At 68.4% G+C, this 22,259-nt stretch carries 20 protein-coding genes; 11 read left to right on the top strand and 9 right to left on the bottom strand.

Annotation, left to right across the window (positions count from 1 at the left end; all coding sequences use genetic code 11):
* Positions 1 to 913 precede the first annotated feature (913 nt).
* Genes EJJ38_RS13395 through EJJ38_RS13370 form a run of 6 tightly spaced genes read right to left on the bottom strand, consistent with a single transcriptional unit; the run spans position 914 to position 6,115 of the window.
* Positions 914 to 1,321 (bottom strand): GtrA family protein, encoded by a 408-nt coding sequence (locus tag EJJ38_RS13395; protein WP_127090651.1) that lies wholly within the window; start codon positions 1,319 to 1,321, stop codon positions 914 to 916.
* 11 nt (positions 1,322 to 1,332) lie between these two features.
* Positions 1,333 to 2,493 (bottom strand): NAD(P)/FAD-dependent oxidoreductase, encoded by a 1,161-nt coding sequence (locus tag EJJ38_RS13390; protein ID WP_127090650.1) that lies wholly within the window; start codon positions 2,491 to 2,493, stop codon positions 1,333 to 1,335.
* A gap of 7 nt (positions 2,494 to 2,500) precedes the next feature.
* Positions 2,501 to 3,328, bottom strand: coding sequence for a glycosyltransferase family 2 protein (locus EJJ38_RS13385; protein WP_127090649.1), 828 nt, complete (start codon positions 3,326 to 3,328; stop codon positions 2,501 to 2,503).
* A complete protein-coding gene (locus tag EJJ38_RS13380; RefSeq protein WP_127090648.1) occupies positions 3,325 to 4,335 on the bottom strand; it encodes a hypothetical protein in 1,011 nt (336 codons plus the stop codon). Before EJJ38_RS13380 ends, EJJ38_RS13385 begins: the two co-directional genes overlap by 4 nt.
* Complete coding sequence (locus tag EJJ38_RS13375) at positions 4,335 to 5,171, bottom strand: sugar phosphate isomerase/epimerase family protein (RefSeq protein ID WP_127090647.1); 837 nt, start codon at positions 5,169 to 5,171, stop codon at positions 4,335 to 4,337. The genes EJJ38_RS13380 and EJJ38_RS13375 overlap by 1 nt, the downstream gene beginning before the upstream one ends.
* The gene (locus EJJ38_RS13370; RefSeq protein WP_127090646.1) at positions 5,168 to 6,115 is read right to left on the bottom strand and encodes an NAD-dependent epimerase/dehydratase family protein; all 948 of its coding nucleotides are present in this window, start codon (positions 6,113 to 6,115) and stop codon (positions 5,168 to 5,170) included. The genes EJJ38_RS13375 and EJJ38_RS13370 overlap by 4 nt, the downstream gene beginning before the upstream one ends.
* A 207-nt stretch (positions 6,116 to 6,322) precedes the next feature.
* Here EJJ38_RS13370 and EJJ38_RS13365 point away from each other — a divergent pair, with 207 nt between their 5' ends.
* The 3 genes from EJJ38_RS13365 (at position 6,323) to fixJ (ending at position 9,475) form a co-directional block, all read left to right on the top strand.
* Entirely contained in the window at positions 6,323 to 7,162 is an 840-nt protein-coding gene (locus EJJ38_RS13365; protein WP_127090645.1) for a universal stress protein, read from the top strand.
* A gap of 173 nt (positions 7,163 to 7,335) precedes the next feature.
* Complete coding sequence (locus EJJ38_RS13360) at positions 7,336 to 8,880, top strand: PAS domain-containing sensor histidine kinase (protein WP_127090644.1); 1,545 nt, start codon at positions 7,336 to 7,338, stop codon at positions 8,878 to 8,880.
* The gene (gene fixJ, locus EJJ38_RS13355) at positions 8,870 to 9,475 is read left to right on the top strand and encodes a response regulator FixJ (protein WP_127090656.1); all 606 of its coding nucleotides are present in this window, start codon (positions 8,870 to 8,872) and stop codon (positions 9,473 to 9,475) included. Before EJJ38_RS13360 ends, fixJ begins: the two co-directional genes overlap by 11 nt.
* Before the next feature lie 24 nt (positions 9,476 to 9,499).
* Here fixJ and EJJ38_RS13350 read toward each other — a convergent pair whose 3' ends face one another.
* Positions 9,500 to 10,495, bottom strand: coding sequence for a WD40 repeat domain-containing protein (locus EJJ38_RS13350; RefSeq protein WP_127090643.1), 996 nt, complete (start codon positions 10,493 to 10,495; stop codon positions 9,500 to 9,502).
* A gap of 124 nt (positions 10,496 to 10,619) precedes the next feature.
* Here EJJ38_RS13350 and hrpB point away from each other — a divergent pair, with 124 nt between their 5' ends.
* Positions 10,620 to 13,106 (top strand): ATP-dependent helicase HrpB, encoded by a 2,487-nt coding sequence (gene hrpB, locus EJJ38_RS13345; RefSeq protein ID WP_127090642.1) that lies wholly within the window; start codon positions 10,620 to 10,622, stop codon positions 13,104 to 13,106.
* A 188-nt stretch (positions 13,107 to 13,294) separates the two neighbouring features.
* Here the strand turns inward: hrpB and EJJ38_RS13340 are convergent, their stop codons facing one another.
* On the bottom strand, positions 13,295 to 13,684 hold the full coding sequence (locus tag EJJ38_RS13340) for an endonuclease domain-containing protein (RefSeq protein WP_245454243.1): 390 nt from the start codon (positions 13,682 to 13,684) through the stop codon (positions 13,295 to 13,297).
* Between the two features lie 236 nt (positions 13,685 to 13,920).
* Here EJJ38_RS13340 and mobA point away from each other — a divergent pair, with 236 nt between their 5' ends.
* The 5 genes from mobA to adiC all read left to right on the top strand — a co-directional run bounded on the left by mobA (position 13,921) and on the right by adiC (position 20,395).
* Positions 13,921 to 14,532 (top strand): molybdenum cofactor guanylyltransferase, encoded by a 612-nt coding sequence (gene mobA, locus EJJ38_RS13335; RefSeq protein ID WP_127090641.1) that lies wholly within the window; start codon positions 13,921 to 13,923, stop codon positions 14,530 to 14,532.
* 39 nt (positions 14,533 to 14,571) lie between these two features.
* Positions 14,572 to 14,976, top strand: coding sequence for a group II truncated hemoglobin (locus EJJ38_RS13330; RefSeq protein ID WP_127090640.1), 405 nt, complete (start codon positions 14,572 to 14,574; stop codon positions 14,974 to 14,976).
* A 151-nt stretch (positions 14,977 to 15,127) separates the two neighbouring features.
* Positions 15,128 to 16,498, top strand: a complete 1,371-nt coding sequence (locus EJJ38_RS13325; protein WP_127090639.1) for an amino acid permease — start codon at positions 15,128 to 15,130, stop codon at positions 16,496 to 16,498.
* Between the two features lie 39 nt (positions 16,499 to 16,537).
* Positions 16,538 to 18,835: an Orn/Lys/Arg family decarboxylase gene (locus EJJ38_RS13320; RefSeq protein ID WP_205666171.1), complete on the top strand. Its 2,298-nt coding sequence runs from the start codon at positions 16,538 to 16,540 to the stop codon at positions 18,833 to 18,835.
* A gap of 21 nt (positions 18,836 to 18,856) precedes the next feature.
* Positions 18,857 to 20,395 carry an arginine/agmatine antiporter gene (gene adiC / locus EJJ38_RS13315; protein ID WP_127090638.1) on the top strand — a complete coding sequence of 513 codons (1,539 nt, stop codon included), beginning with the start codon at positions 18,857 to 18,859 and terminating at the stop codon, positions 20,393 to 20,395.
* 48 nt (positions 20,396 to 20,443) lie between these two features.
* Here the strand turns inward: adiC and EJJ38_RS13310 are convergent, their stop codons facing one another.
* Positions 20,444 to 20,707 carry a DUF2312 domain-containing protein gene (locus EJJ38_RS13310; RefSeq protein WP_127090637.1) on the bottom strand — a complete coding sequence of 88 codons (264 nt, stop codon included), beginning with the start codon at positions 20,705 to 20,707 and terminating at the stop codon, positions 20,444 to 20,446.
* 212 nt (positions 20,708 to 20,919) lie between these two features.
* Here EJJ38_RS13310 and EJJ38_RS13305 point away from each other — a divergent pair, with 212 nt between their 5' ends.
* Together EJJ38_RS13305 and EJJ38_RS13300 are read left to right on the top strand one after the other, a co-directional pair.
* Positions 20,920 to 21,321, top strand: a complete 402-nt coding sequence (locus EJJ38_RS13305; protein ID WP_127090636.1) for a response regulator transcription factor — start codon at positions 20,920 to 20,922, stop codon at positions 21,319 to 21,321.
* A 99-nt stretch (positions 21,322 to 21,420) separates the two neighbouring features.
* On the top strand, positions 21,421 to 22,101 hold the full coding sequence (locus EJJ38_RS13300; protein ID WP_127090635.1) for a helix-turn-helix domain-containing protein: 681 nt from the start codon (positions 21,421 to 21,423) through the stop codon (positions 22,099 to 22,101).
* The last annotated feature ends 158 nt before the right edge of the window (positions 22,102 to 22,259 follow it).

The raw sequence follows: 22,259 nt of genomic DNA, 5'->3' as shown, positions 1-22,259 counted from the left end.
AGCGGTGCGATCACCGACCACTCGAAATCCGTCAGGTCAAAGCGCGCCATCTCAACCTCCAGGGTTGAGATCAGTGAATCAAAACAACGCTCCGCTGGGAATCCCGTTTATGGGTATGTCACCTAGGGGAAGTAAGAGATGCATCTGGCACCCCTGTCTTGCGCACCTCATTCACGACCGGCCACGGTCGACCAGCGGAGATATCCGGATGGCGGGGACCAGCATCAACCCCCTCCAACGCACCGACGGCGCGCTGGCCTATCTAGTGACGGGCTCGGGTCGGCTATCACCGACGTGCCACCACCCCAGTAGTTTTGCGCTCATGCGATGGACGCTGAGGCAGTCCCCGACCAGTCGATTAAGATCGCTTTTGTCGATTAAGAAAACCAGGCGATCGACCGACAATCGATCGAGATCGCCCGCTTAGGATTACAGCAGTTCAGGCCGGCCATTCATCCGGGCGCTCCGCCCGGCAGCGAACATATATCGGTGACCACTTATCGGCTTGAAAACCGTGGGACGCTAAATGCCATCGCGCGCAGGACCAGATTTGCCGGCGCCTCGGCGATGACAGGCTACTACTCAGTTCAGCCTCATTCTGGAATCGTAATGGCTAGCCCTCAGGCACAGATTCTGACTGCAAGGGTTCTATTCCAAGAGGCTGTTGCGTTCAGGCTTGCCGCCCAATGGGTAAGAAATTTTCGGCCACCCAATAGGTCAGTTCGCCGTCGCGGACGATGCGCTTAGGCGGGGCCAAACGGCAGCTATTCGCTGAGCTTACTCCGATAGTGGACTGTCGGCAGTCGGCCCCAAATCGGCCATTCGAGATAGCCAGAGCAAACTTCCGCTTCTAGCGCATCGCCGACATCACATCCGTCCGCTTCGGTGCGGGTCGTGGGTAGCGGCGGATGTCTTATGCCATCGGCTCCATGTCCCGGCCGCCGAACACCGCGAAGCGGGTGAGCACGTAGTTCACCCCCAGCGACACGCCCGCCGCCCCAACCAGCAGCGCCGCATGGGCCATGTCCGAAGAGGCGAAAGGGTCGAGCGCGAAGATCACGCCCACGCGCACCAGCAGTGTGAACAGGGCGACGCCGATGAACTTGCCGAAGCGCGCGCCATAGCCGGTGCGCCGGGTCCCGGCGAAGGTCCAGAATTCGTGGGCGAGATAGTTGAACGCCACCGCCAGGGCGAAGCCCACGCAGGCGGCGGCGGGCAAGGGCAGGCCCAGCAGCTTGAAGGCCGAGAAGGAAACGCCGAAATCGACGCCATATCCCGCCACCACCACGGCGAGATAGCGCAGTTCACGCGAGCCGAGCATGGTCCCTCCCCTCACGCGATGCGCGCCGCGGCCGCGCCGGGCAGCAGGCAGGACAGGTCCACCCGCCGCCAGCGGGCATCCTCCAAGGGCAGCGCCTCGAACAGGTCGTAGACATTGTCGATCTTCCCGCCCAGCACGGAGATGACGTTGGGCGCGTCGGGATGGCGGTGGAACAGGATGGGCCGCCCGTCATTGCGCTCGTTCTTCAGCAGCAGCGTCTTCACGTCGAACAGGGAGGACTGCCATTCCAGCCCCCCCAGGCACGGCATGTAGCGCCGGGCGTCCATCATCATGTGCCGCCAGCGCGAGGCGCGGGGCAGGCGCTCCGCCAGTTCGTAGGGGGTCGCCGTCACATTCCCGTCCAGCCAGGAATAATGGGGCGTGTAGCGCACATGGGTCAGCGAATAGAGGTTCACTGAAGGATAGGGCATCATGGAGAAGAAGGGGCCGTCCATGACGGTCACGGCCCGGCCCTTCAATTCCTCCGGCGGGAGGGCGAGGGCGATCTCCACGAATTCGTGCTTGAGGGCGAGGGTGGAGATGCCGCTCTCCCGCAGCACCGCGTTGAGCATGGCATAGGTGACGTTGAAGACCGTGCCGGCGGTGAAGTTGGTCCCGTTGGACAGGCTGACGCCCACCGCCTCCGGTCCCGGCTCCAGCCTGTCCACCATGGCGCCATAGCGGATCTCCACCTTGTTCCGGTCCAGTTGCTCCGTGAGGCGTTCGCGCAGGGCGCGATAGTCGAACGCCCATTCGCGCGCATTGAACACGGCTTCCACCAGTTCGGGGGAGAACAGCGCGCTCTCCTGGCGCCCGGCCGGGACGATGGGGGCGCCGAGATCCTCGAACATGCGCAGGAAGCGCGCCGCCGACACTTTCGAGCGCCGCCGGGCGATGGCGTAGAGCATGGTGAAGTCGTCCACCACCGCCTCGGGGAAATCGAGGGCGAAGCGGCGGTGCAGCACCATGGAGCGCAAAGCGGTGAGGAAGGAGCGCGGATAATGGAAGCCGGTATGGATGCGCGCCTGGTTCACCCGCGAGGCGCGCTCCAGCAGCCCCTCCCCCGCCTCCACCACCACCACGCGGTCGCTGATGGAGCGCAGCAGCAGCGCGAGGCAGCAGCCGTAGAAGCCGCCCCCGATCACCGCGAAATCATAATCCGGACGCGCCATGTCCGCCTCAGGCGCGCGGCGGGTTGTAGTCGCCCCGCAGCGTCTTCCAGAGCACGTTGATCAAATCGAGATGGGCGTGGGCGCCGCCGATCTTGGTGGGGATGGCCTCGTTGGCCGGATAGGCGCGGCGGGTCGGCACTTCGGAGGTGCGATAGCCGAGCTGCCCCGCCCGCGCGGTGAGATAGGCGAGCAATTCATAGCGCACGAACACGTCGCGGAACGGCTGCACGCGCGGGTCCAGCAGGTAGCGGGCGGAATAGGCGCGATAGCCCTGCGTGGTGTCGGTGAACCAGCGCCGCCCGGCAAGGCTCAAAGCCGGGGCGTGCAGCAGGCGGATGGCTATGAGCCGCGAGAGCGGGGTGTTGATCCCCTCCCCGCCCGTGATGAAGCGGGAGGCCTGCGCATAGTCGATGCCCGCATCCAGCGCCTTCACGAACAAAGGCAGGCTTTCCACACTGTCCTTGCCGTTGCCGTCGATGGTGATGATGCCGTCATAGCCCTCGATGAGCGCATAGGCATAGGCGCATCGCAGCTGCGCGGAGAGCTTGCCGGGCCCGGTCTTGGTGAGCAGCGTGCGCACCCCCGTCTCGCGCAGGAAATCCTCCGCCAGCGAGCCGTCCGTGGAGCCGCCGTCCACGATGATCACGTCCATGAGGTCGCAAAAGCCGAGGGCAGCCGTCTCGGCCATCTGCCGGCGGATGCGCTCGCCCTCGTTGATGACCGGAACGATCAGGCAATAGCGGGCGCGCTTCTCGCGCAGCGCCTGGACGGTGAAGGCCGGCACCTGCCAGCCGCGCCGGGCGATCTCCGCCTCAACCGCGGTTTGGGCCGTCATGATGCCTCCTCTTCCGGCTCGCGATGCCGCCGCTCGACATTCAGGTCCGTGACCTTGCTGAAGAAGTCCACGGTGTTCAGCTCGTCCACGATCGTATAGCGCAGCATGCCCTCGATGCGGTCCAGCAGCTTGACGATGCCGATGGAAATGCCCGCCACCGTGACGCCGAGGAAGCCCACGATCACCACCTGCACCAGCGAGGTGGTGAGCCAGCCGGGCTGCACATTGTCCTTCAGCAGCCAGATCAGCACCGCATAGACGCCATAGACCACCGCGAACAGCGCCACCGCGAAGGAGAAGGCGGACACGGTGCGCAGCACGCGCGGCGCGGCGCTGGCCAGAAGGTCTGCCAGCAGGCGGAAGCGCCGCCCCACGGAGCGCAGCGCGCGCGGCACCTGCACTCCGCCGGGCACCGTCTCGCGGCGGAAATGCCCGCCGCCCGTGCGCCGCTCGAAGCGCAGCAGCAGGTCCGCGTCCGGCCGGGCGAGCACGCGGCTCAGCCAGGTGCGCGGGAAACCGGCGGTGAGCGTGTCGCGCGGATCGATCCGGTAGTTGATGAGCGAGCCGAGGATGCCGAAGAACACCGAGACGAGGATGCCCTGGCGCTCGCGGATCATCACGATGGCCTCGTCCCCTCCCCACACCTTGTCGGCCAGCGCCGGGAGGTCCATCAGCTCCATCTCCGAGCCGGTGGTGATCACCACCACGTCGCCGATGGCCTCGGAGGCGGCGGCCAGGCGCAGGCGGTAGAAATTATCCACCTCGTCCACCCGCAGCAGCCGCATGTTGGGGATCGCGCCCAGCTGCGCCGCCAGCGCGGAGGACACCTCCTCCTCGATGGAGGCCACCACCACGATTTCCCAGAACTGGTAGCGCCGGGCGAGGCGGGTGGCGATGCGGGCGAGGGCGGCCACCTGGTCGGGCGTCCAGGTCAGGCCCACCACGGCCAAAGAGAGCAGGAAATCCCCTCTCGGCGTACGCTCCGGCACCGGCAAGGCAGGCTCCATCAGGCCGCTCCCATGGCTGAAAGGGTGGCGCGGACGGCGCGGCGCACGGCGCCCACCGGGTCGTCGGGGTCGGCCCGCATCTCGATGGAGACCCAGCCCTCCCAGCCCGCCGCCGTGAGGGCGGCGAACACAATGCGGGCCTCGTCCACCGAGCCGGGGACGGGACCGAGCTGGGGCTCGCTCAGATGCACATGGGAGATGCGAGGCCGGGACACGGCCAGCGCCGCCTCGAGATGCGCGAAGGCGCCGTTCACATGCATCGCCCCCACGTCGAAATTCACCCGCACCGCCGGATGGTCCACCGCCCGCACGAAGGCGTCGGTCTCTTCCAGGGTGGTGAGGAAATTGGTGCCGTAGACGGCGGGGTTCGGCTCCATGGCGAGCACGCAGCCCGCCTGCGCGGCCCGGTCCCCCAACCGGCGGAAAAGCTTCAGGCTGATCTCGCGCACCTGCTCCGGCGAGAACAGGTCCGGGATCACCCGGTTGCGCGGCGAGCCCACCACCAGATTGGGAATGCCGAGCCGCCCCGCCAACGCGATGGCCCGCAGCAGCCCGCCCTCGAACGCGCCACGCGCCTCGGGGGCGCCGAACAGCTCCGCGCCCGCCACGCCGAACAAAAGGGACTGCATGGAACAGAGCGTGAGCCCCGCTTTGTCGAGCCGTGCCGTCACGGTGCGCAGCGCGGCCTCGGACGGCACGAAGGGGTCCGGCTCGCCCGCGAACAGGATGCCCGGCGCGATCTCCAGCCCCGGCACGCTGAGTTCCGCCAGCACGTCATAGACCGCGTCGGCCTGGGCGGCGGGCCAGGCGATGTTGGAGACGGCAAGGCGCATCATGCGCGCGCCGTGTCGAAGAAGGTTTTCAGCTCCGCCAGGGTCGCCTCGGCGGAACGCAGATAGGGCCCGGTCCCGCCCCAGGCGGCGGCATGGCGGCTGTGCATGTCTTCCGCATAGAGCGGCGGCCCGTCATTGGCGAAGGGCTGGCCCGTGAGCGCGGCGTGAATGTCGCCCGCCCGCAGGGGCGCGCTCGCCGTATGCAGCACCGGGAGGCCCTGCGACACGGCCTGCTCGATATCGTCCCACAAATGATGCAGGCCGTAATATTGGAAGCGGCTCTCGCTATTGGTGAAGCGCGGCGCCGTGAAGCCCGCCGCGGCGAACGCGGCTTCCAGCACCGGCAGCGCCCCGCTGCGGCGTGCCTCCTCGCGCTCGAACCGCATCATGCCCAGCGCCGGATCCGCCGTGAACAGCCGCTCCACTAAAGTCGCCGCCTCTGGCGTCATGGTGCGCGACAGTTCCGCGAGCTTCTCCGGCTTCAGGAAGGAGGGCACGGGATTGATGAGGTCGAACAGGAAATTCTTCTTGAGGCCCTCACCGAACAGGGCCGGCAGGCGCAGGATGTGGATGTCGGGAAACCGCGCCGCCAGCCGCACCTCCAGGTGCCGCCGGTTGCGGCCATAGGCCTTGGCGGTCTCGAACCGCGCGTTCGTCTCGTCATAGCCCGCCGCCGCGTCGTCCAGCACCGCGATGGTGGAGATGAGGACGAGGCGCCCGATGCGCGCGCCGCAGATGGCGGCGATCAGCGCGTCGATGCCCGCAAGGTCGCCCGCCGGGTCGTTATTGGCCGCCCACATGGTGGCCGGAGCCGCCGCGCAGACCGCAAGGTCATAGGAGCGGCCGGCAAGGTCCGCGATGTTGCGCGAATTGAACACGCCATCGAACGCCGCCGACGCCTTCAGATTCGTCCCGACAAAGCCACTATGGCCGATGAGCGCCCGCATCCGTTCGTCCCGCTCCGGCCCCACCCCGCCGAAGCCCTTTCCACAGCGTTCATAAGCGAGTTTGGGGCCAGCCGGAAGCCGCTGCGCATGTGGCGAACGCCCGACGGACGACCTACGTATATTCCCATAGGGAACCCGCCCTTGATCTGGCTCAACGCAGGGGGGCCCCCTTGCTCAGATCGTGAGTGGCAACCAAGGGAGAAACCAATGGCTCAGGGCATCAAAAGCATCCTCGTCGGCACCACGGAAGAAGGCGTGAGCGAGCCCGCATCGGCTCTCGGCTACGCGCTCACCATGGCGCGCCAGTGCCAGGCCCATCTGACGGTCCAGGCCACCTCGGTGCGCATCAGCCTGCACCACGCCGTGATAAGCGATTTCGCGAACAATCTCGTCGCCGCCGAGAACCGGCGCCTCAAGGCGCTGGCGGAGAAGGTGGCGGAACACAGCCGCGACGAAGCCGCCGCCGCCGGTGTCAATTGCACAGTGGAAAGCCACCAGCTCGCCTATCCCGAGTTGCTGAAGAGCTTCGTCGCCTTGGCCCGCGTCCATGATGTGGTGGTGCTCGATTCGGAGACCGCCACCATCGATGTGGATCGCGGCCTGATCGAGAGCACCCTGTTCGAGGGCGGCCATCCGGTCATCCTCGTGCCGCCGAACACCGAGACGTTCAGCGCCAGGCGGATCACCGTGGCGTGGGACGGCAGCCTCCAGGCGGCCCGAGCCGTCACCGGCGCCATGGCGCTGCTGAAGACGGCGGACGCCGTGGACCTGATCAGCGTGGTGGACGAGAAGTCCCTGTCCAGCAAGGTTCCCGGTGCCGACGCCGCCTTGTGGCTGGCCCGGCACGGGGTCAAGGTGACCGAGACCGACCTGCCTGTGGGCCCGGACGGCATCGCCCAGACCCTGTTGCGCTATCTGGAGCGCAACCCCACGGATCTGGTTGTAATGGGTGCCTACAAGCACTCCATGTTCTGGGAGTGGCTGGCCGGCGGGGTGACGCAGTCCTTGCTCAAGGCCAATCCCGTGCCGCTCTTCCTGTCCCACTGACCTTCTCTCGCGAAGGGCCGTTCCTCCGGGGCGGCCCTTCGTGAAATCCGCCGCGGAGTACAACCCAGGCAGATTGTCCACTTGCGAAATTGTCCATTTCCGAACCAGATGCGTTTCCGTTTCTCATACTCATCGGCCGCCATTGCCTCAGGGCCAGAAACAACCTCTTGCGCATGACGCCTCCTCTTCAAGATACCGGCATCGCCGACCCGCTGCTTGCGGCGGAGGATCTGCGCGCGACGCTGGATGATTCGGGGATCGGCACCTGGTCCCTCGACCTCGAACACAACCGCCTCCTCATGTCCGCCACCTGCGCGCGCCTGCTGGGCATGGGCGAGGTTCTGGCGGCGGACCTCGCCGCCTTGCGCGAGGTGGTGCATCCCGACGACCGCGAGGCCCGCGACGAGGCCATTGCGCGCGCGCTGGCGGGCGGCACGCGCCATGCCATCGATTTCCGCGTGCTGCGCCCCAATGGGCAGGTGGGCTGGGTGCGCTCCCAGGGACAGGTCCGCAAGAATGACGCGGGCCGCCCCGCCTGGATGCGCGGCGTCGTGTTCGCCATCGACGCCCAGAAGGGCGCGGAAGCCGAATTGCGGGCACGCGAGGCGCATCTGCGCTCCATCCTCGACACCGTGCCGGAGGCCATGATCGTCATCGACGAGGACGGCATCATGCGCTCCTTCAGCGCCACGGCGGAGCATCTGTTCGGCTGGTCGGCGGAAGAGGCGGTGGGCCGGAACGTGTCCATGCTCATGTCCGAGCCCGACCGCAGCCGCCATGACGGCTATCTCGGCCATTACCGGCGCACCGGACAGAAGCGCATCATCGGCCGGGGACGCATCGTCAACGGCCAGCGCCGCGACGGCTCCATCTTCCCCATGGAGCTGGCGGTGGGCGAGATGCGCTCCGGCGACGAAGTGCATTTCACCGGCTTCATCACCGACCTCACCGAGCGCCAGCAGACCCAGGCCCGGCTCCAGGTGCTGCAGTCGGAGTTGGTCCATGTCTCGCGCCTCACCGCCATGGGCGAGATGGCCTCCACTTTGGCGCACGAGTTGAACCAGCCGCTGGCGGCGGTGAGCAATTACCTGAAAGGGTGCCGCCGCCTTCTGGACCAGGAAGACCTGGAAGCGCTGCCCAAGGTGACGGCGGCCCTGGACAAGGCGTCCGAGCAGGCGGTGCGGGCGGGCCAGATCATCCGGCGGCTGCGCAATTTTGTCTCGCGCGGCGAGACCGACCGGCGCCTGGAAAAGGTGTCCCAGCTCATCGACGAGGCCGCGGCGCTCGCCTTGGTGGGCGGGCGCGAGGCGGGCATCGTCTCGCGCCTCGACCTGCATCCGGACGTGTCCACGGTGATTGCCGACCGGGTCCAGATCCAGCAGGTGCTGGTGAACCTCATCCGCAACGCGGTGGACGCCATGCATGCGTGCCCGCGACGCCAGATCACCCTCTCCGCCCGGCCGAGTGAGGATAATATGGTGGAGATCGGTGTTTCAGATACCGGACCGGGCCTCGCGCCCGAGGTGGTGGATCGCCTGTTCCAGCCCTTCGTGACCACGAAGGAGCATGGCATGGGCGTCGGCCTGTCCATCAGCAGAACCATCATCGAGGCCCATGGCGGCAAGCTGTGGGTCGAGCAGAACCAGGACGGCGGGGCTTTCTTCCACCTGACGCTTCCCGCCGGTGACAACGAAGAGCCCCGTGACGATGGAAAATAATCTGATCCATGTGGTGGATGACGACGAGGCCATGCGGGAATCGCTGGCCTTCCTGCTCGGCTCCTCCGGTTTCTCCGTGCGCCTCTATGACGGGGCCCCGGCCTTTCTGAACCATCTGGCCGAACTGCCGGTGGGCTGCATCCTGTCGGACATCCGCATGCCCGAGATCGACGGCATCGAGCTGCTGCGCCGGGTGCGCTCCAGCGGGCGCGGGCTGCCGGTGGTGCTCATGACCGGCCATGGCGACGTGCCGCTGGCGGTGGAGGCCATGAAGCTGGGCGCCGCCGACTTCATCGAGAAGCCGTTCGACGACGAGGTGCTGCTCTCGGCCCTCAAGTCCGCCATGGAACGCTGCGGCGACGAGGAACTCGATGCCACGCTGAAGCTGTTCATGAGCCGGCTCGCCACCCTCAGCCATCGCGAGCGGCAGGTGTTCGACCGTCTGGTGGCGGGCGACGCCAACAAGGTCATCGCGCGCATCCTCGACATCAGCCCGCGCACGGTGGAAGTCTACCGGGCCAATGTGATGAGCAAGCTCCAGGCCACCAGCGTCTCCGAACTGGTGCGCTGCGCGGTGCGCTCCGGCGTCGCCTGACGCCGCAGCCCCCCGAATAGCCGTTCAGAATTCCAGCAGCCCGCCCGCGCCGCCCTCGGTGCCGAAGGCCACCGCCCCGCCGTCCGCACGCCAGGCCAAGCCGGTGATGCGGGAGGCGTCGGGCGCGCGCAGCAGGATTTCCGCCCCGTCGGTGATACGGGCCATCAGCACCATGCCGTTCTCATAGCCCACGGCCACCACCGGGTCTTTCGGATGGCACGCCACCTGGGCGACCCGCGTGTCGGGCGCGGGCGCCAGCATGGCGGGCTGCTTGCCCATGGGGCCTTCCTTGCTCTGGAACGGCCACAGGATCGCCTCGCCCGAGCCGGAGGAGGCGAGCCATTTTCCGTCCGCCGTGAAGGCGTAGGATTTCACCCGCGCGGGATAGCCGCTCATGCGCATATGGCCGCCGTCCGACAGGCGCCAGCCGTGCAAGGCGGGCTCCTGCATGGTGGTCACGAGGAAGCGTCCGTCGGGGCTGAACGCGACGCCGAGATGCGAGCCCTTCCAGCCGAGCCCTTCCGGCTTCACCCCGGCCGCATTGGGGAACCAGAGCGTCACCCCGCCATAATGGGCGATGCCGAGCCGGGTGCCCTTGGGCGCGAAGGCGAGCCCGCCCACCGTGGAGGCCACGTCCAGCGCGCGCCGCTCCTCGCCCTTGGCGGGCACGAAATAGGCGGTCTTCCCCACCGAATAGGCGAAGCTGCCGTCCGCCCCCAGGGCCACATGGTCGATCCAGCGGTTCTTGTGCTCGGCAAGGGTGCTCACCGTGCCGTCCGCGCCGAGCGCGCGCACCGTGCCGTCGTCGCCCGCCGTGAGCAGACGCCGCCCGTCGCCCACGGTTTCCAGCACCACGCCGTCATGCAGCTTGACCCGCGTCTCCTCGCCTCCGGTGAGCAAGGCCGTGCCCTGGTCCTCCACGAACACCGCTCGGGGCCCCAGAAAGGCTGTGGCGGCGATCGCGCTGTCGAAGGTGAAGGGGCGGACCTTGTCGGTGAGGGAAGCGGGAGCGGACGACATGGGAGGCGGCGGTTTCCGTAGGTGCGGGTCGTGTGGTCTAGATAGGGGATGGCCGCGCATTTGTCGCCCTCCCGCGCCCGCGCCTCGCTTCCGGGCGGTCCCGGGTCTGTGGTAACGCGGGCACATGGCCAAAACGCCCGCGTTCGACACCCCCTTGCCCATCGACGCCGTGCTCCCCGCGCTGTGCGAGACGCTGGCCGCGCACAGCGCCGCGGTTCTGGTGGCGCCGCCGGGCGCGGGCAAGACCACGCGCGTGCCCCTCGCCCTCATGGACGAGCCCTGGGTGAAGGGCGGCAAGATCCTCGTTCTGGAGCCCCGCCGCCTCGCGGCCCGCGCCGCCGCCGCGCGCATGGCCCGCACCCTCGGCGAGGCGGTGGGCGAGCGGGTGGGCTACCGGGTGCGCCTGAAGGCGGAGGTCTCCCGCCGCACCCGCATCGAGGTGATCACCGAAGGCGTGTTCACGCGCATGATCCTCGATAATCCCGATCTGCCCGGCATCGCCGCCGTTCTGTTCGACGAGTTCCACGAGCGCTCGCTGGATGCCGATCTCGGCCTCGCCTTGGCGCTGGACGCCCAGGCCGGGCTGCGGGACGACCTGCGCATCCTGCCCATGTCCGCCACCCTGGACGGCGCGCGCGTGGCCGCGCTTCTGGGGCCGGAGGGCGCGCCCGCCCCGGTGGTGGAGAGCGAGGGCCGCGCCTTCCCCGTGGAGACGCGCTATCTCGGCCGCGACCCGCGCGCGCCCATCGACCGGCAGGTGGCGGACGCGGTGCTGCGCGCGCTCTCCACTGAGCGCGGCTCCATCCTCGCTTTCCTGCCCGGCGCCGCCGAGATCCGCCGCACCGAGACGACGCTGCGCACCCGCGTCACCGACCGGGACGTGGACATCGTGCCTTTGTTCGGCGCGCTGGATGCGGCGGAGCAGGACCGGGCGGTGTCGCCCGCCCCGCCGGGACGGCGCAAGGTGGTGCTCGCCACCTCCATCGCCGAGACCAGCCTCACCATCGAGGGGGTGCGCGTGGTGGTGGATGGCGGCCTTGCCCGCGTGCCGCGCTTCGAGCCGGACGTGGGCCTCACGCGCCTTGAGACGGTGCGCGTCTCCCGCGCCGCCGCCGACCAGAGGCGCGGGCGCGCGGGGCGTACCGAGCCGGGCGTCTGCTACCGGCTCTGGGGCGAGGGCGAGACCGCGAGCCTCCAGCCGTTCGCCACGCCGGAAATCCTCGCCGCCGACCTGTCCGGCCTGGTGCTGGACCTCGCCGCCTGGGGCGTGCGCGACCCGCGCAGCCTGCCCTTCCTGGATCCCCCGCCCGTGCCCGCCGTCTCCGAGGCGAAAGTGCTTCTGCGCCTCTTGGGCGCGCTGGATGACGACGGCGCCGTCACGCCCATGGGGCGGCGCATGGAGCGCCTGCCCTTGCCCCCGCGCCTCGCCCATATGGTGGTGACGGGCGGGGAGGCCGGGGTTGGGGCCAAGGCCGCCGAGATCGCGGCGGTGCTCGTGGAACGGGGCCTGGGCGGGGAAGGCGCGGACCTTCTCCAGCGGCTCGACGGTTTCCGCACCGACCGCTCCCGCCGCGCCGACGATGCCCGGCGGCTCGCCGCCCGCTGGACGGACCTCGCCGGTTCCGGCGCGGCGTCGGGACCGCCCCCCTCCCCCGCCGCGCTGCTCGCCACCGCCTATCCCGACCGGGTGGCGAAAAGCCGGGGCGACGGCACGCGCTTCCTTTTGGCCAACGGGCGCGGCGCCGTCATGGACCCCGCCGCCGCCCTTGCCCGCGCGCCCTATCTGGCCGTGGCCGAAGTGGCGGGGCGGGCCGAAGGCGCGCGCATCACGCTCGCCGCCGCCTTGCCCGAGGCGGAGCTGGAGCGCCTGTTCGCCGCCGACATCACGTCCGGCCTGGAGATCGCCTTCGATCCGCAGGCGGCGGCGGTGCGCGCCCGCGAAACCCGTCGCCTCGGCGCCCTGGTCCTGGCGGACCGCCCGCGCGCGGTGCCGCCCGGCGAGGCGACGGCCCAAGCTCTCGCACGCGGCATTGCGGGCCTCGGCCTGTCCCGCCTGCCCTGGACCGCCGCCCTCTCCCAATGGCGCGACCGGGTGGCCTTCCTGCGCCGCGCCGAGGGCGAGCCCTGGCCCGATATGTCCGATAGCGCCCTGGAAGCGACCATCGAGGACTGGCTCGTCCCTTTTCTCGACGGAAAGACCGCGCTGTCCGACATCGGCGCCGACGCGGTCTCCAACGCGCTGCGGGCGCTGCTGCCCTACCAGCTGGGCGCGCGCCTGGAAGCGGAGGCCCCCACCCATTTCGACACCCCCGCGGGCTCGCGCCTGCCCATTCTCTATGAGGAGGAGGGGCCGGTCCTCGCCGTGCGGGTGCAGGAGATGTTCGGCCTCACCGCCCATCCTGCCATCGCCGGGGGAAAGGTGCCGCTCACCTTGTCCCTGCTCTCCCCCGCCCACCGGCCCATCCAGGTCACGCGCGACCTCCCGCAATTCTGGCGCGGCTCCTGGCGGGACGTGCGGGCCGATTTGCGCGGGCGCTATCCCAAGCATCCCTGGCCCGAAGACCCCGCCAGCGCCCCCGCCACCAGCCGCGCCAAGCCGCGCGGGACGTGAGGCTTGGCGCGGCTGGTGGCGCGCCCGGCCTGCCCCCTCCCAACCCTCCCCCGCAAGCGGGAGAGGGCTTCACCGTCCACTTGCGGCAAGGGCCCACTTCATTTCCTGGCGCAACAAAAGCTCCCTCTCCCGCTTGCGGGGGAGGGGTGGGGAGGGGGAAAGGGGGCGCAGGTAAAAGGCGCCGCCGCCTATCTCCCGCTCCGCTCCTTCGCCACAGCCGCGATCACCTCCAACACGCCGTCCCGGTTCTCAAGCACATCCAGATTGCTGAAACGCAGAACGAGAAAACCAAGCTCGTTCAGCATCGCCTCGCGACGGCTGTCCCTGGCCCGCCCACTGATCATGTAGTGCTGGCCGCCATCCAGCTCGACCACCAGACGGCACGGCAGGCAGGCGAAATCGGCGATGAAGGGGCCGATGGGGTGCTGGCGGCGAAAGCTTAGGCCCTCAAGGCGATGAGCACGCAAAGCGGACCAGAGCGATTGCTCGGCATCGGTCTGGCCCGCACGGAGGCGCCGCGCGTGCTTGCGCTGCCCGGTCTGCACGCGCCAGGAGGTGAGGGGCGGATCGTCGGCCACACGATGTCCGATACTCGAAAAAGTTGCACCATCTTCCCCCTCCCCACCCCTCCCCCGCAAGCGGGAGAGGGGGCTTTTGTTGCGCTCGGGATCACGTGGGCCCTTGCCGCAAGCGGACGGTGAAGCCCTCTCCCGCTTGCGGGGGAGGGGTGGGAGGGGGCAGACCGGGCGCAAACAGGGAACCACCCGCGCTTCAGTGCTAAAGAGACAGGGCGACACAAAAGAAAGACGGACACATGGGCGGACACCGGCTGGAGGAACTCACGGGCGTGGTGCTGGCGGGCGGGCAGGCGCGGCGGATGGGCCATGTGAACAAGGCCCTCATGACCGTGGGCGGCGCGGCGGTGATCGATCGCATCCTCGACCGTCTCTCCGAGACCTGCGCCCATGTGATGGTGATCGCAAACGACCCCGCGCCCTATACGGAGCGCGGCGTGCCCATCTTCCCGGACGCCATGCCCGGCCACGGGGCGCTGGGCGGGCTGCATAGCGCGCTCCTCAATGCGCCGACGCCAAACGTGTTCGTGTGCGGCTGCGACATGCCCTTCATCTCCCCGCCGCTCATCCGGGCGCTGGCGGCACGCATCGGCACGCAGGACGCGGCGGTGCCGCGCGACGGCTACGGCCTCCAGCCGCTGCACGCGGTCTATGCCCGGCGCATCGCGCCCCTGGTGCCGCCTTTCCTGGTGCGCGGCGAGTTGCGGCTGGAGCGCTTCATCACCGGGCTCGACGCCGCGATCCTGCCGCCCCAGGAGACCGCCACCTATGCGGCGGAGGCGGAAATCTTCTTCAATGTGAATACGCCGGATGATCTGGAACAAGCCCGCGAGAAGGCGCGCCCGCTATAAGGCGCCCGACCCGACGAGACGATCCTGCCCGAGACGCCCATGACCTCTCCCGAGACCGAAACCAGCGCCGCCTCCCTCTATGACCGCATCGGCGGGGAGCGGACCATCAAGCGCCTGACCCGGCGCTTCTACGACCTGATGGACACGCTGCCCGAAGCCGCCGCCTGCCGGGCCATCCATCCGGAAAGCCTCGCGGGCAGCGAGGAGAAGCTGTTCGACTATCTCTCCTTCTGGCTGGGCGGCCCGCCTCTGTTCGTGCAGAAGCACGGCGCGCCCATGCTGCGCCGCCGCCACTTCCCCGCCGCCATCGGCCCGGCCGAGCGCGACGGATGGCTGATCTGCTTCCGGCAGGCCTTCGCGGAGACCGTCACCGACCCGGAATTGACCGGCCTCATCCTGCCCCAGGTGGAGGCGCTCGCCATGCACATGCAGAACCGCCCCTGACACCGAAGCCCGCGCAGCGCCAAAGCCCGCGCGTCGCCCTGGCGTACCCCTTCACCACCGGCCAAAAGCCGGGCAGACGCCCTGAATTCAGCCGCCGCCATTGGTTGACGCTTCACCAGAGCAATGTGAAGCTGCCCGCTGGCGGGGAAAAATGGGGTTGGCCGTGTCGGGGGAAAATGCGGCGCCGCGAACGCTCGGCGTATGGGCCTGTACCTGTCTTGTGATAGGTAACGTGGTGGGTTCCGGGTTCTTCCTGGCCCCGGCGGCGCTGGCGCCCTACGGCACGGTGGCGCTCATCGGCTGGGTGGTGATGTCGGTGGGGGCCATGTGCCTCGGCCTAGTGTTCGCCCGGCTCGGGCGGCTCGCCCCGGCGGCGGGCGGGCCCTATGCCTATACCCGCATGGGCTTCGGCGACTTCGCCGGCTTCCTCATCGCCTGGGGCTACTGGATTTCCATGTGGGCCTCCCAGCCCGCCATGGCGCTGGCCTTCGTGGGCTATCTGCGGGTGTTCTTCCCCGCTCTGGCGGACATGCCGCTCACCAATCTCGCCATCGCGCTCGGCTGCATGTGGGCGGTGGCCCTCATCAATATCCGGGGCGTGAAGGAAGCGGGCCAGTTCCAGATGCTCATGGTGACCGTGAAGCTGGTGCCGTTCCTGGGCATCGCCTTCGTCGGCCTGTTCTGGGTGGACTGGGGCACCTTCACCCCCATCAATCCCACGCCGGACCCGTTCTTCACCGCTTTGTCGGCCACCGCGCCGCTCACCATGTTCGCGTTCCTGGGCATCGAATCCGCCACCGTTCCGGCGGGCGACGTGAAGAACCCCCAGCGCACCATCTTCATCTCCACCATCGTGGGCACGGCCACCGCCGCGCTCATCTTCACGCTGGGCACGCTGGTGGTCATGGGCGTCATGGGCCGGGGGGCGCTCGCCCAGTCCTCCGCCCCCTTCTCGGACGCCGCAGCCATCATGTGGGGGCCGTGGGCGGGCTATGTCATCGCCGCGGCGGCCATGCTCTCCTCGCTGGGCGCGCTCAACGGCTGGACGCTGCTCATGTCGCAAGTGCCCATGGCGGCGGCGCGCAACGGCGTGCTGCCCCAGGTGTTCGCGGACCTGAACAAGGGCGGTGCGCCGGCCAAGGGCATCGTCATCTCGGTGGGCCTGTCCTCGCTGCTGCTCACCCTGCAATCCAGCGGCACCTCGGCCCTCATCGCGGTCTATGACTTCGTGGTGGAACTCTCCACGGTGGCCGAGATGGTGCCCTATGTCTTCTGCTGCCTGGTGGAGGGCACCCTCTATCTGACCCTCGGCCGCAGCCTCGGCTATTTCTCGCCGCGTACCTACATCCCCATCGCCTTTGTCGCATTCCTGTTCGCCATGTGGACCATCTATGGGTCCGGGCCGACGGCGGGCATGTGGGGGCTTCTGCTGCTCTTGTCGGGACTGCCCATCTACGTAATTCTGCATAGCCGACGTGTGAAACTGGCAGCAGCCCAAGGTGCGGGGACCATCGACCCCTGACCGTTTCCCGCGCCTCGGCCAACGTTAAGGAGACCGGAAATGGCGCAATCTCGGGAGGAAGACCTCGGCATGCGGGCCCTGATGGTCCATTCGCTGGACCAGTCCGGCACCGCAGGCGGACGGGCGGCGCGGGCGCTGGCGGACGAGCTGGAAACCCAGGGCGTGCGCGTCGTGGCGGCCTCCACCTGCGAGGACGCCTCCCTGCTGTTCGCCAGCGATGCCGCGCTCCAGGCCGTGCTGCTGGACTGGGACGCGGAGAATGACGAGGGCCACCATGCCGCCCTCGGCGTCATCCAGGCCATCCGCGCGCGCAACACCCATGTGCCCATCTTCCTGTGCGCCGACCGCTCTCTCGCCTCCAGCATCCCGCTGGAGGCCATGGGCCATGTGGACGACTTCATCTGGCTTCTGGAGGACACGCCGCGCTTCATCGCGGGCCGCGTGGTGGCGTCCATCCGGCGCTATCGCCAGCAGGTGCTGCCGCCCATGTTCGGCGCGCTGGCCCGGTTCGCGCAGCTCCACGAATATTCCTGGCACACGCCGGGCCATACCGGCGGCACCGCCTTCCTGAAGACCGGGGCGGGCCGCGCCTTCTTCGAATTCTTCGGCGAGAACCTGTTCCGGGCGGACCTGTCCATCTCGGTGGGCGAGCTGGGCTCGCTGCTGGACCATTCCGGCCCCATCGGCCAGGGCGAGAAATATGCCGCCCGGGTGTTCGGCGCCCACCGCAGCTACACGGTGACCAACGGCTCCTCCACCTCCAACCGCGTCATCCTCATGGCGAGCGTGACGCGCGATCAGGTGTGCCTGTGCGACCGCAACTGCCATAAGAGCGCCGAGCATGCCATGACGCTCTCGGGCGCCATTCCCACCTACATGATGCCGTCCCGCAACGGGCTGGGCATCATCGGCCCCATTCCCCCCGCGCACCTCACCAAGGCCGCCATCGCGTCCTCCATCGCCTCCAACGCCCTGGTGCGGGCGGATGTGGACCCGACCCCGGTGCACGCCATCATCACCAATTCCACCTATGACGGCCTCTGCTACAACGTGGCCGGGGTGGAAGCGCTGCTGGGCCAGAGCGTGGACCGCCTGCATTTCGACGAGGCGTGGTACGGCTATGCGCGGTTCAACCCGCTCTACCGCGACCGCTTCGCCATGCATGGCGACCCGGCGGACCACGGCGCCGACAAGCCCACCGTGTTCGCCACCCAGTCCACCCACAAGCTGCTGGCGGCCCTCTCCCAGGCGTCCTTCATCCATGTGCGGGACGGGCGGCGGCCCATCGAGCATGTGCGCTTCAACGAGGCGTTCATGATGCACGCCTCCACCTCGCCCAATTACGCCATCATCGCCTCCAACGACGTGAGCGCGGCCATGATGGACGGGCCGTCCGGGCAGGCGCTGACCACCGAATCCATCCGCGAGGCGGTGGCCTTCCGCCAGCTCATGGCGCGCATGAACGCCGCCTATGCGGAGCGCGGCACCTGGTTCTTCAACACCTGGCAGGCGGACCATGTCCGCGACGCCGCCACCGGCGACACAGTCGCCTTCCACCTCGCCGACGAGGAGCAACTCGTCACCGACCCGTCCTGCTGGGTGCTGGAGCCGGGGGCGGCCTGGCACGGCTTCGAGGGGCTGGAGGGCGACTGGTGCATGCTCGACCCCATCAAGGTGTCGGTGGTGACGCCGGGCATGTCGCCCTCCGGCGTCCTGGCCGAGACCGGCATCCCCGCCGCCATCGTCACCCTGTATCTGGATCGCCAGGGCATCGTGGTGGAGAAGACCACGGACTTCACCATCCTGTTCCTGTTCTCGCTCGGCATCACCAAGGGCAAGTGGGGCACGCTGGTGAGCGAGCTGGCGGACTTCAAGCGGGACTACGACGCCAACGCCCCGCTGGAAGAGGTCCTGCCCGACCTCGTGGCGCTCGCCCCCGCGCGCTACGGCGCCATGGGGCTGAAGGATCTGGCGGACACCATGTTCGCCGCCATGAAGGCGCTGAAGACCACCGCCGCCATGGCCGCCGCCTTCTCCCAATTGCCCCGCCCGGACCGCTCCCCGGTCCAGGCCTATGAGCAATTGGTGAAGGGCAATGTGGAGAGCGTGACCCTCCACGACCTCGCCGGGCGCACGGTCGCCACCGGCGTCGTCCCCTATCCGCCCGGCATCCCGCTTCTGATGCCCGGCGAGAATGCCGGCCCCGCGGACGGGCCGGTGCTCGGCTATCTCAAGGCGCTGGAAGCCTTCGACCGCCAGTTTCCAGGCTTCGGCCACGACACCCACGGTGTCGAAGTGGACGAGGGAACCTACCGCGTTCTGTGCATCAAGAGCTGAAAAGACAGGGAGGGATGACCCATGCCTGACGCAGCCTCAGCCCCTGCCACGGGGGGCGTGCAGCCCAAGAAGATCGGCCTCATAGCCGCCACCCTCATGGTGGCCGGCAACATGATGGGCTCGGGCGTCTTCATGCTGCCCGCGAATCTCGCCGCCACCGGCGGCATCGCCATCTTCGGATGGCTCATCACGGTGGTGGGCGCGGTGGCGCTGGCGCTGGTGTTCGCCAAGCTCGCCGCCATCGACCCCATCGCCGGCGGGCCCTATGCCTATGCCCGCAAGTCGTTCGGCGACTATATGGGCTACCAGACCAACCTCATCTACTGGCTCGCCAATGTGGTGGGCAACGTAGGGCTGGCGGTGGCCGGGCTCGGCTATCTCTCCGCCTTCTTCCCGGCCCTGAGGGACCCGCTGGTCTCCGCCCTGGCGCAGATCGCCTTGGTCTGGTTCTTCACCTATGCCAACATCCTCGGGCCGAACGTGGTGGGGCGCCTCCAATCCTTCACCACCTCCTTCGCCCTGGTGCCCATCGTGGGCATGGCGCTTCTGGGCTGGTTCTGGTTCTCCGGCACCACCTATTCGGACGGTTGGAACGTGTCGGGCGAAGCCCCGCTCACCGCCATCGGCGCCACGCTCAATTTCACCTTGTGGGCCTTCATCGGCGTGGAGACCGCCTCGGTCTCGGCGGGCGTGGTGGAGAATCCGCGCCGCAACGTGCCCATCGCCACCGTGTGCGGCGTGGTCATCGCGGCGGTGTGCTACGTGCTCTCCTCCACCGCCATCATGGGCATGATCCCCAACAAGGAGCTGGTGGCCTCCTCCGCCCCGTTCGCGGACGCCGCCCGGCTCGCTCTGGGCGACACCGCCGCCAATATCGTGGCGGCCTGCGCCGCCATCGGCTGCCTCGGCTCCCTGGCGGGCTGGACGCTGCTGGTGGGCCAGACCGCCAAAGCGGCGGCCGATGACGGGCTGTTCCCCACCGTCTTCTCGAAGGTGAACCGCAAGGGCGTGCCGTCCATCGGCCTCGCCATCGTCGCGGTGATCATGACGGTTCAGATCATCGCCACCATGTCGCCCACCGCCAGCGAGCAGTTCGGCAAGATCGCGTCCATCGCGGTGATCATGACGCTGCTGCCCTACATCTATTCGGCGGTGGCGCTGAAGGTGCTGGGCTACAAGCAGATGTCCACCCGCGACTACAGCCTCTACACCCTCGTCGCGCTGGTGGCGGCGGTGTATTCGCTGTGGGCCCTGGTGGGCTCGGACGGCAACCAGACCCGCTGGTCGCTGATCTTCGTCATCGCCACCATCGTGTTCTACGCGCTCGCCCTCAACCACAAGCGCGACGTGGAGGACGGCACGGTGCATACCGGCGGGCCGGCGCCGCGCTGGATCCGCTATGCCACGCTGGGCATCACCATCGCGGCGCTGGTGCTCATGTTCTGGGAATCGGTGGGCAAGCGGCGTCCGGAGACGCTGCACACCCGCTCGCCCGCTCCCATCAGCGCACCCGCCGACTCCGCTCCGGCCAGCCCCGCCCCGGCAAAGCCGGGAGGGTGAGGCACCGCACACGCGATCCCGCCGGGCCGGTCCAGCCGGCCCGGTTGATCACACGAAGATGCCGAGGGCCTGGAGGTAAAGCTCCACGATCGCCTCGTGCTCCTTGCGATCGTCGGCATCCTCCTTGCGGATCTTGAGGATGGTACGCAGGGCCTTCACGTCGAAACCATTGGCCTTCGCCTCGGCGAACACATCCTTGATGTCGTCCGAAATGGCCTTCTTCTCCTCCTCCAGGCGCTCGATGCGCTCGATGAAGGACTTGAGCTGTTCCTTGGCGAAGCCCGCGGGGGCATCAGACACGTCTTCCGACACGAGCGGCTACTCCTGGACTGTCGAGCGGCGGATAGGGGCGCAGGATCGGCCCGCCGTCAAGGAAATGTCCCCGCTATCCACGCCCTCCGGCCCCACAGGAGCGTTTTTTTGCCCGCGCGGCCCCGGCCGAATTGATCCGCCTCAAGTGCGCGGGGCGGCGGACGTGGTGGGATGGCGTGTGGACCGGCCGAGTGGTCCGCTGGAGATTGCCATTGCAAGCCGCGCCCGGCGCCGAGCCGCAACCGATCATCATCATCGTGGACGACGATCCCGGTGCCCTGAATTCGCTCCGCTTCCTGCTGGAGAGCGAGGGCTATAGCGTGAAGGCGTTTCTCGGCGGCCCGGAGCTTTTGGCGGACCTGCCCTTCAACGATCCCGTCTGCCTCATCATCGACTTCAAGATGCCGGTCATGGACGGCATCGACGTGTTCCGCCGCCTGCGGGAACTGAATGTGGGCGCCCCCGTCATCCTCATGACCGGCCATCCCGACCCCAAGATCGCCACCCGCGCCGAAGCCGCCGGCCTCGCCTTGATTGAGAAGCCGCTCTCCCAGGACATGCTGCTGAGCGCGGTGCATGCAGCGCGGGCCCGCCATATCGGTATTTCCCCTTAAGTCATCTTCCCTAAGGGCTCCGGCCTAGGGGGTCGGCACGAAATTCCTCATCCCCGGCTTACTGCTAGCGTCCCTCCATCGAAACGCGAGGAGCCGGCCATGAGACATGAGACCCTGCCGAATGCGCGGCACCTCCAGCCCGCGGGCCTGATTCCGGTGGCGCCTGAGCTTATGCTGTGCGGATGCCCGGAACTCGTGGGCACCTCCTTCTCCTATGGCCGCGAGGAAGAAATCTTCGGCGAGGGCGAGGAGGCGGACTTCGTCTACCGCGTCGTGAAGGGCGCGGTGCGCACCTGCAAGATGCTGAGCGACGGCCGCCGCCAGATCGACGCCTTCCACCTTCCCGGCGACCTGTTCGGCTTCGAGATGGGCGCGCGCCACCGCATGACCGCCGAGGCCGTTGCCGACACCACCGTGCTGCTGTTCCGCCGCCGCCAGATTGAGGATACGGCCAGCCGCAACGTGGACGCCGCCTGCCGTCTGTGGGACCTCACCCTGCGCAGCCTCGGCCACGCCCAGGAGCACATGATCCTGCTGGGCCGCCGCACCGCTTTGGAGCGGGTCGCCGCCTTCCTCATCCATATGGACCAGCGCCTCGGCGCCACCGGCCATGTGGACCTCGCCATGCCCCGCCGCGACATCGCCGATTATCTCGGCCTGACGCTGGAGACGGTCTCCCGCGCCCTGTCCCAGCTCCAGAGCGAGGGCGCCCTGCGCCTCGACGGTGCCCGCAAGGTGACCCTGGACCGCAAGCGCATGAGCGCGGTGGTCGAGGACTGACGCCCCGCGCCACGTCCTTATCGCGACCCCCTCCCGGGCCGCCAACTGCACCGCCGCTCCGGCTCCCGCCGGGGCGGCGTTTTTGCGTGCGGCGCACAACCAAAGGTGCGTGCATCGCAATGTCGCACCCAATGCTTGCCAGAACCTGGATTTTGATC

This window comes from Aquabacter cavernae, from assembly GCF_003993795.1.
Taxonomy (GTDB): Bacteria; Pseudomonadota; Alphaproteobacteria; order Rhizobiales; family Xanthobacteraceae; genus Aquabacter; species Aquabacter cavernae.
The sequence above is the reverse complement of the archived record's forward strand: the minus strand, read 5'-3'. Positions and strand labels throughout refer to the sequence as shown.

Excerpts from the sequence above, each read along its gene's own strand:
- EJJ38_RS13390 (WP_127090650.1), bottom strand. The coding sequence starts at position 2,493 with ATGGCGCGTCCGGATTATGATTTCGCGGTGATCGGGGGCGGCTTCTAC.
- EJJ38_RS13365 (WP_127090645.1), top strand. The coding sequence starts at position 6,323 with ATGGCTCAGGGCATCAAAAGCATCCTCGTCGGCACCACGGAAGAAGGC.
- fixJ (WP_127090656.1), top strand. The coding sequence starts at position 8,870 with ATGGAAAATAATCTGATCCATGTGGTGGATGACGACGAGGCCATGCGG.
- adiC (WP_127090638.1), top strand. The coding sequence starts at position 18,857 with ATGCCTGACGCAGCCTCAGCCCCTGCCACGGGGGGCGTGCAGCCCAAG.
- EJJ38_RS13380 (WP_127090648.1), bottom strand. The coding sequence starts at position 4,335 with ATGGAGCCTGCCTTGCCGGTGCCGGAGCGTACGCCGAGAGGGGATTTC.
- EJJ38_RS13300 (WP_127090635.1), top strand. The coding sequence starts at position 21,421 with ATGAGACATGAGACCCTGCCGAATGCGCGGCACCTCCAGCCCGCGGGC.
- EJJ38_RS13395 (WP_127090651.1), bottom strand. The coding sequence starts at position 1,321 with ATGCTCGGCTCGCGTGAACTGCGCTATCTCGCCGTGGTGGTGGCGGGA.
- EJJ38_RS13370 (WP_127090646.1), bottom strand. The coding sequence starts at position 6,115 with ATGCGGGCGCTCATCGGCCATAGTGGCTTTGTCGGGACGAATCTGAAG.
- EJJ38_RS13330 (WP_127090640.1), top strand. The coding sequence starts at position 14,572 with ATGACCTCTCCCGAGACCGAAACCAGCGCCGCCTCCCTCTATGACCGC.
- EJJ38_RS13360 (WP_127090644.1), top strand. The coding sequence starts at position 7,336 with ATGACGCCTCCTCTTCAAGATACCGGCATCGCCGACCCGCTGCTTGCG.
- EJJ38_RS13375 (WP_127090647.1), bottom strand. The coding sequence starts at position 5,171 with ATGATGCGCCTTGCCGTCTCCAACATCGCCTGGCCCGCCGCCCAGGCC.
- EJJ38_RS13325 (WP_127090639.1), top strand. The coding sequence starts at position 15,128 with ATGGGGTTGGCCGTGTCGGGGGAAAATGCGGCGCCGCGAACGCTCGGC.
- EJJ38_RS13350 (WP_127090643.1), bottom strand. The coding sequence starts at position 10,495 with ATGTCGTCCGCTCCCGCTTCCCTCACCGACAAGGTCCGCCCCTTCACC.
- EJJ38_RS13385 (WP_127090649.1), bottom strand. The coding sequence starts at position 3,328 with ATGACGGCCCAAACCGCGGTTGAGGCGGAGATCGCCCGGCGCGGCTGG.
- mobA (WP_127090641.1), top strand. The coding sequence starts at position 13,921 with ATGGGCGGACACCGGCTGGAGGAACTCACGGGCGTGGTGCTGGCGGGC.
- hrpB (WP_127090642.1), top strand. The coding sequence starts at position 10,620 with ATGGCCAAAACGCCCGCGTTCGACACCCCCTTGCCCATCGACGCCGTG.
- EJJ38_RS13320 (WP_205666171.1), top strand. The coding sequence starts at position 16,538 with ATGGCGCAATCTCGGGAGGAAGACCTCGGCATGCGGGCCCTGATGGTC.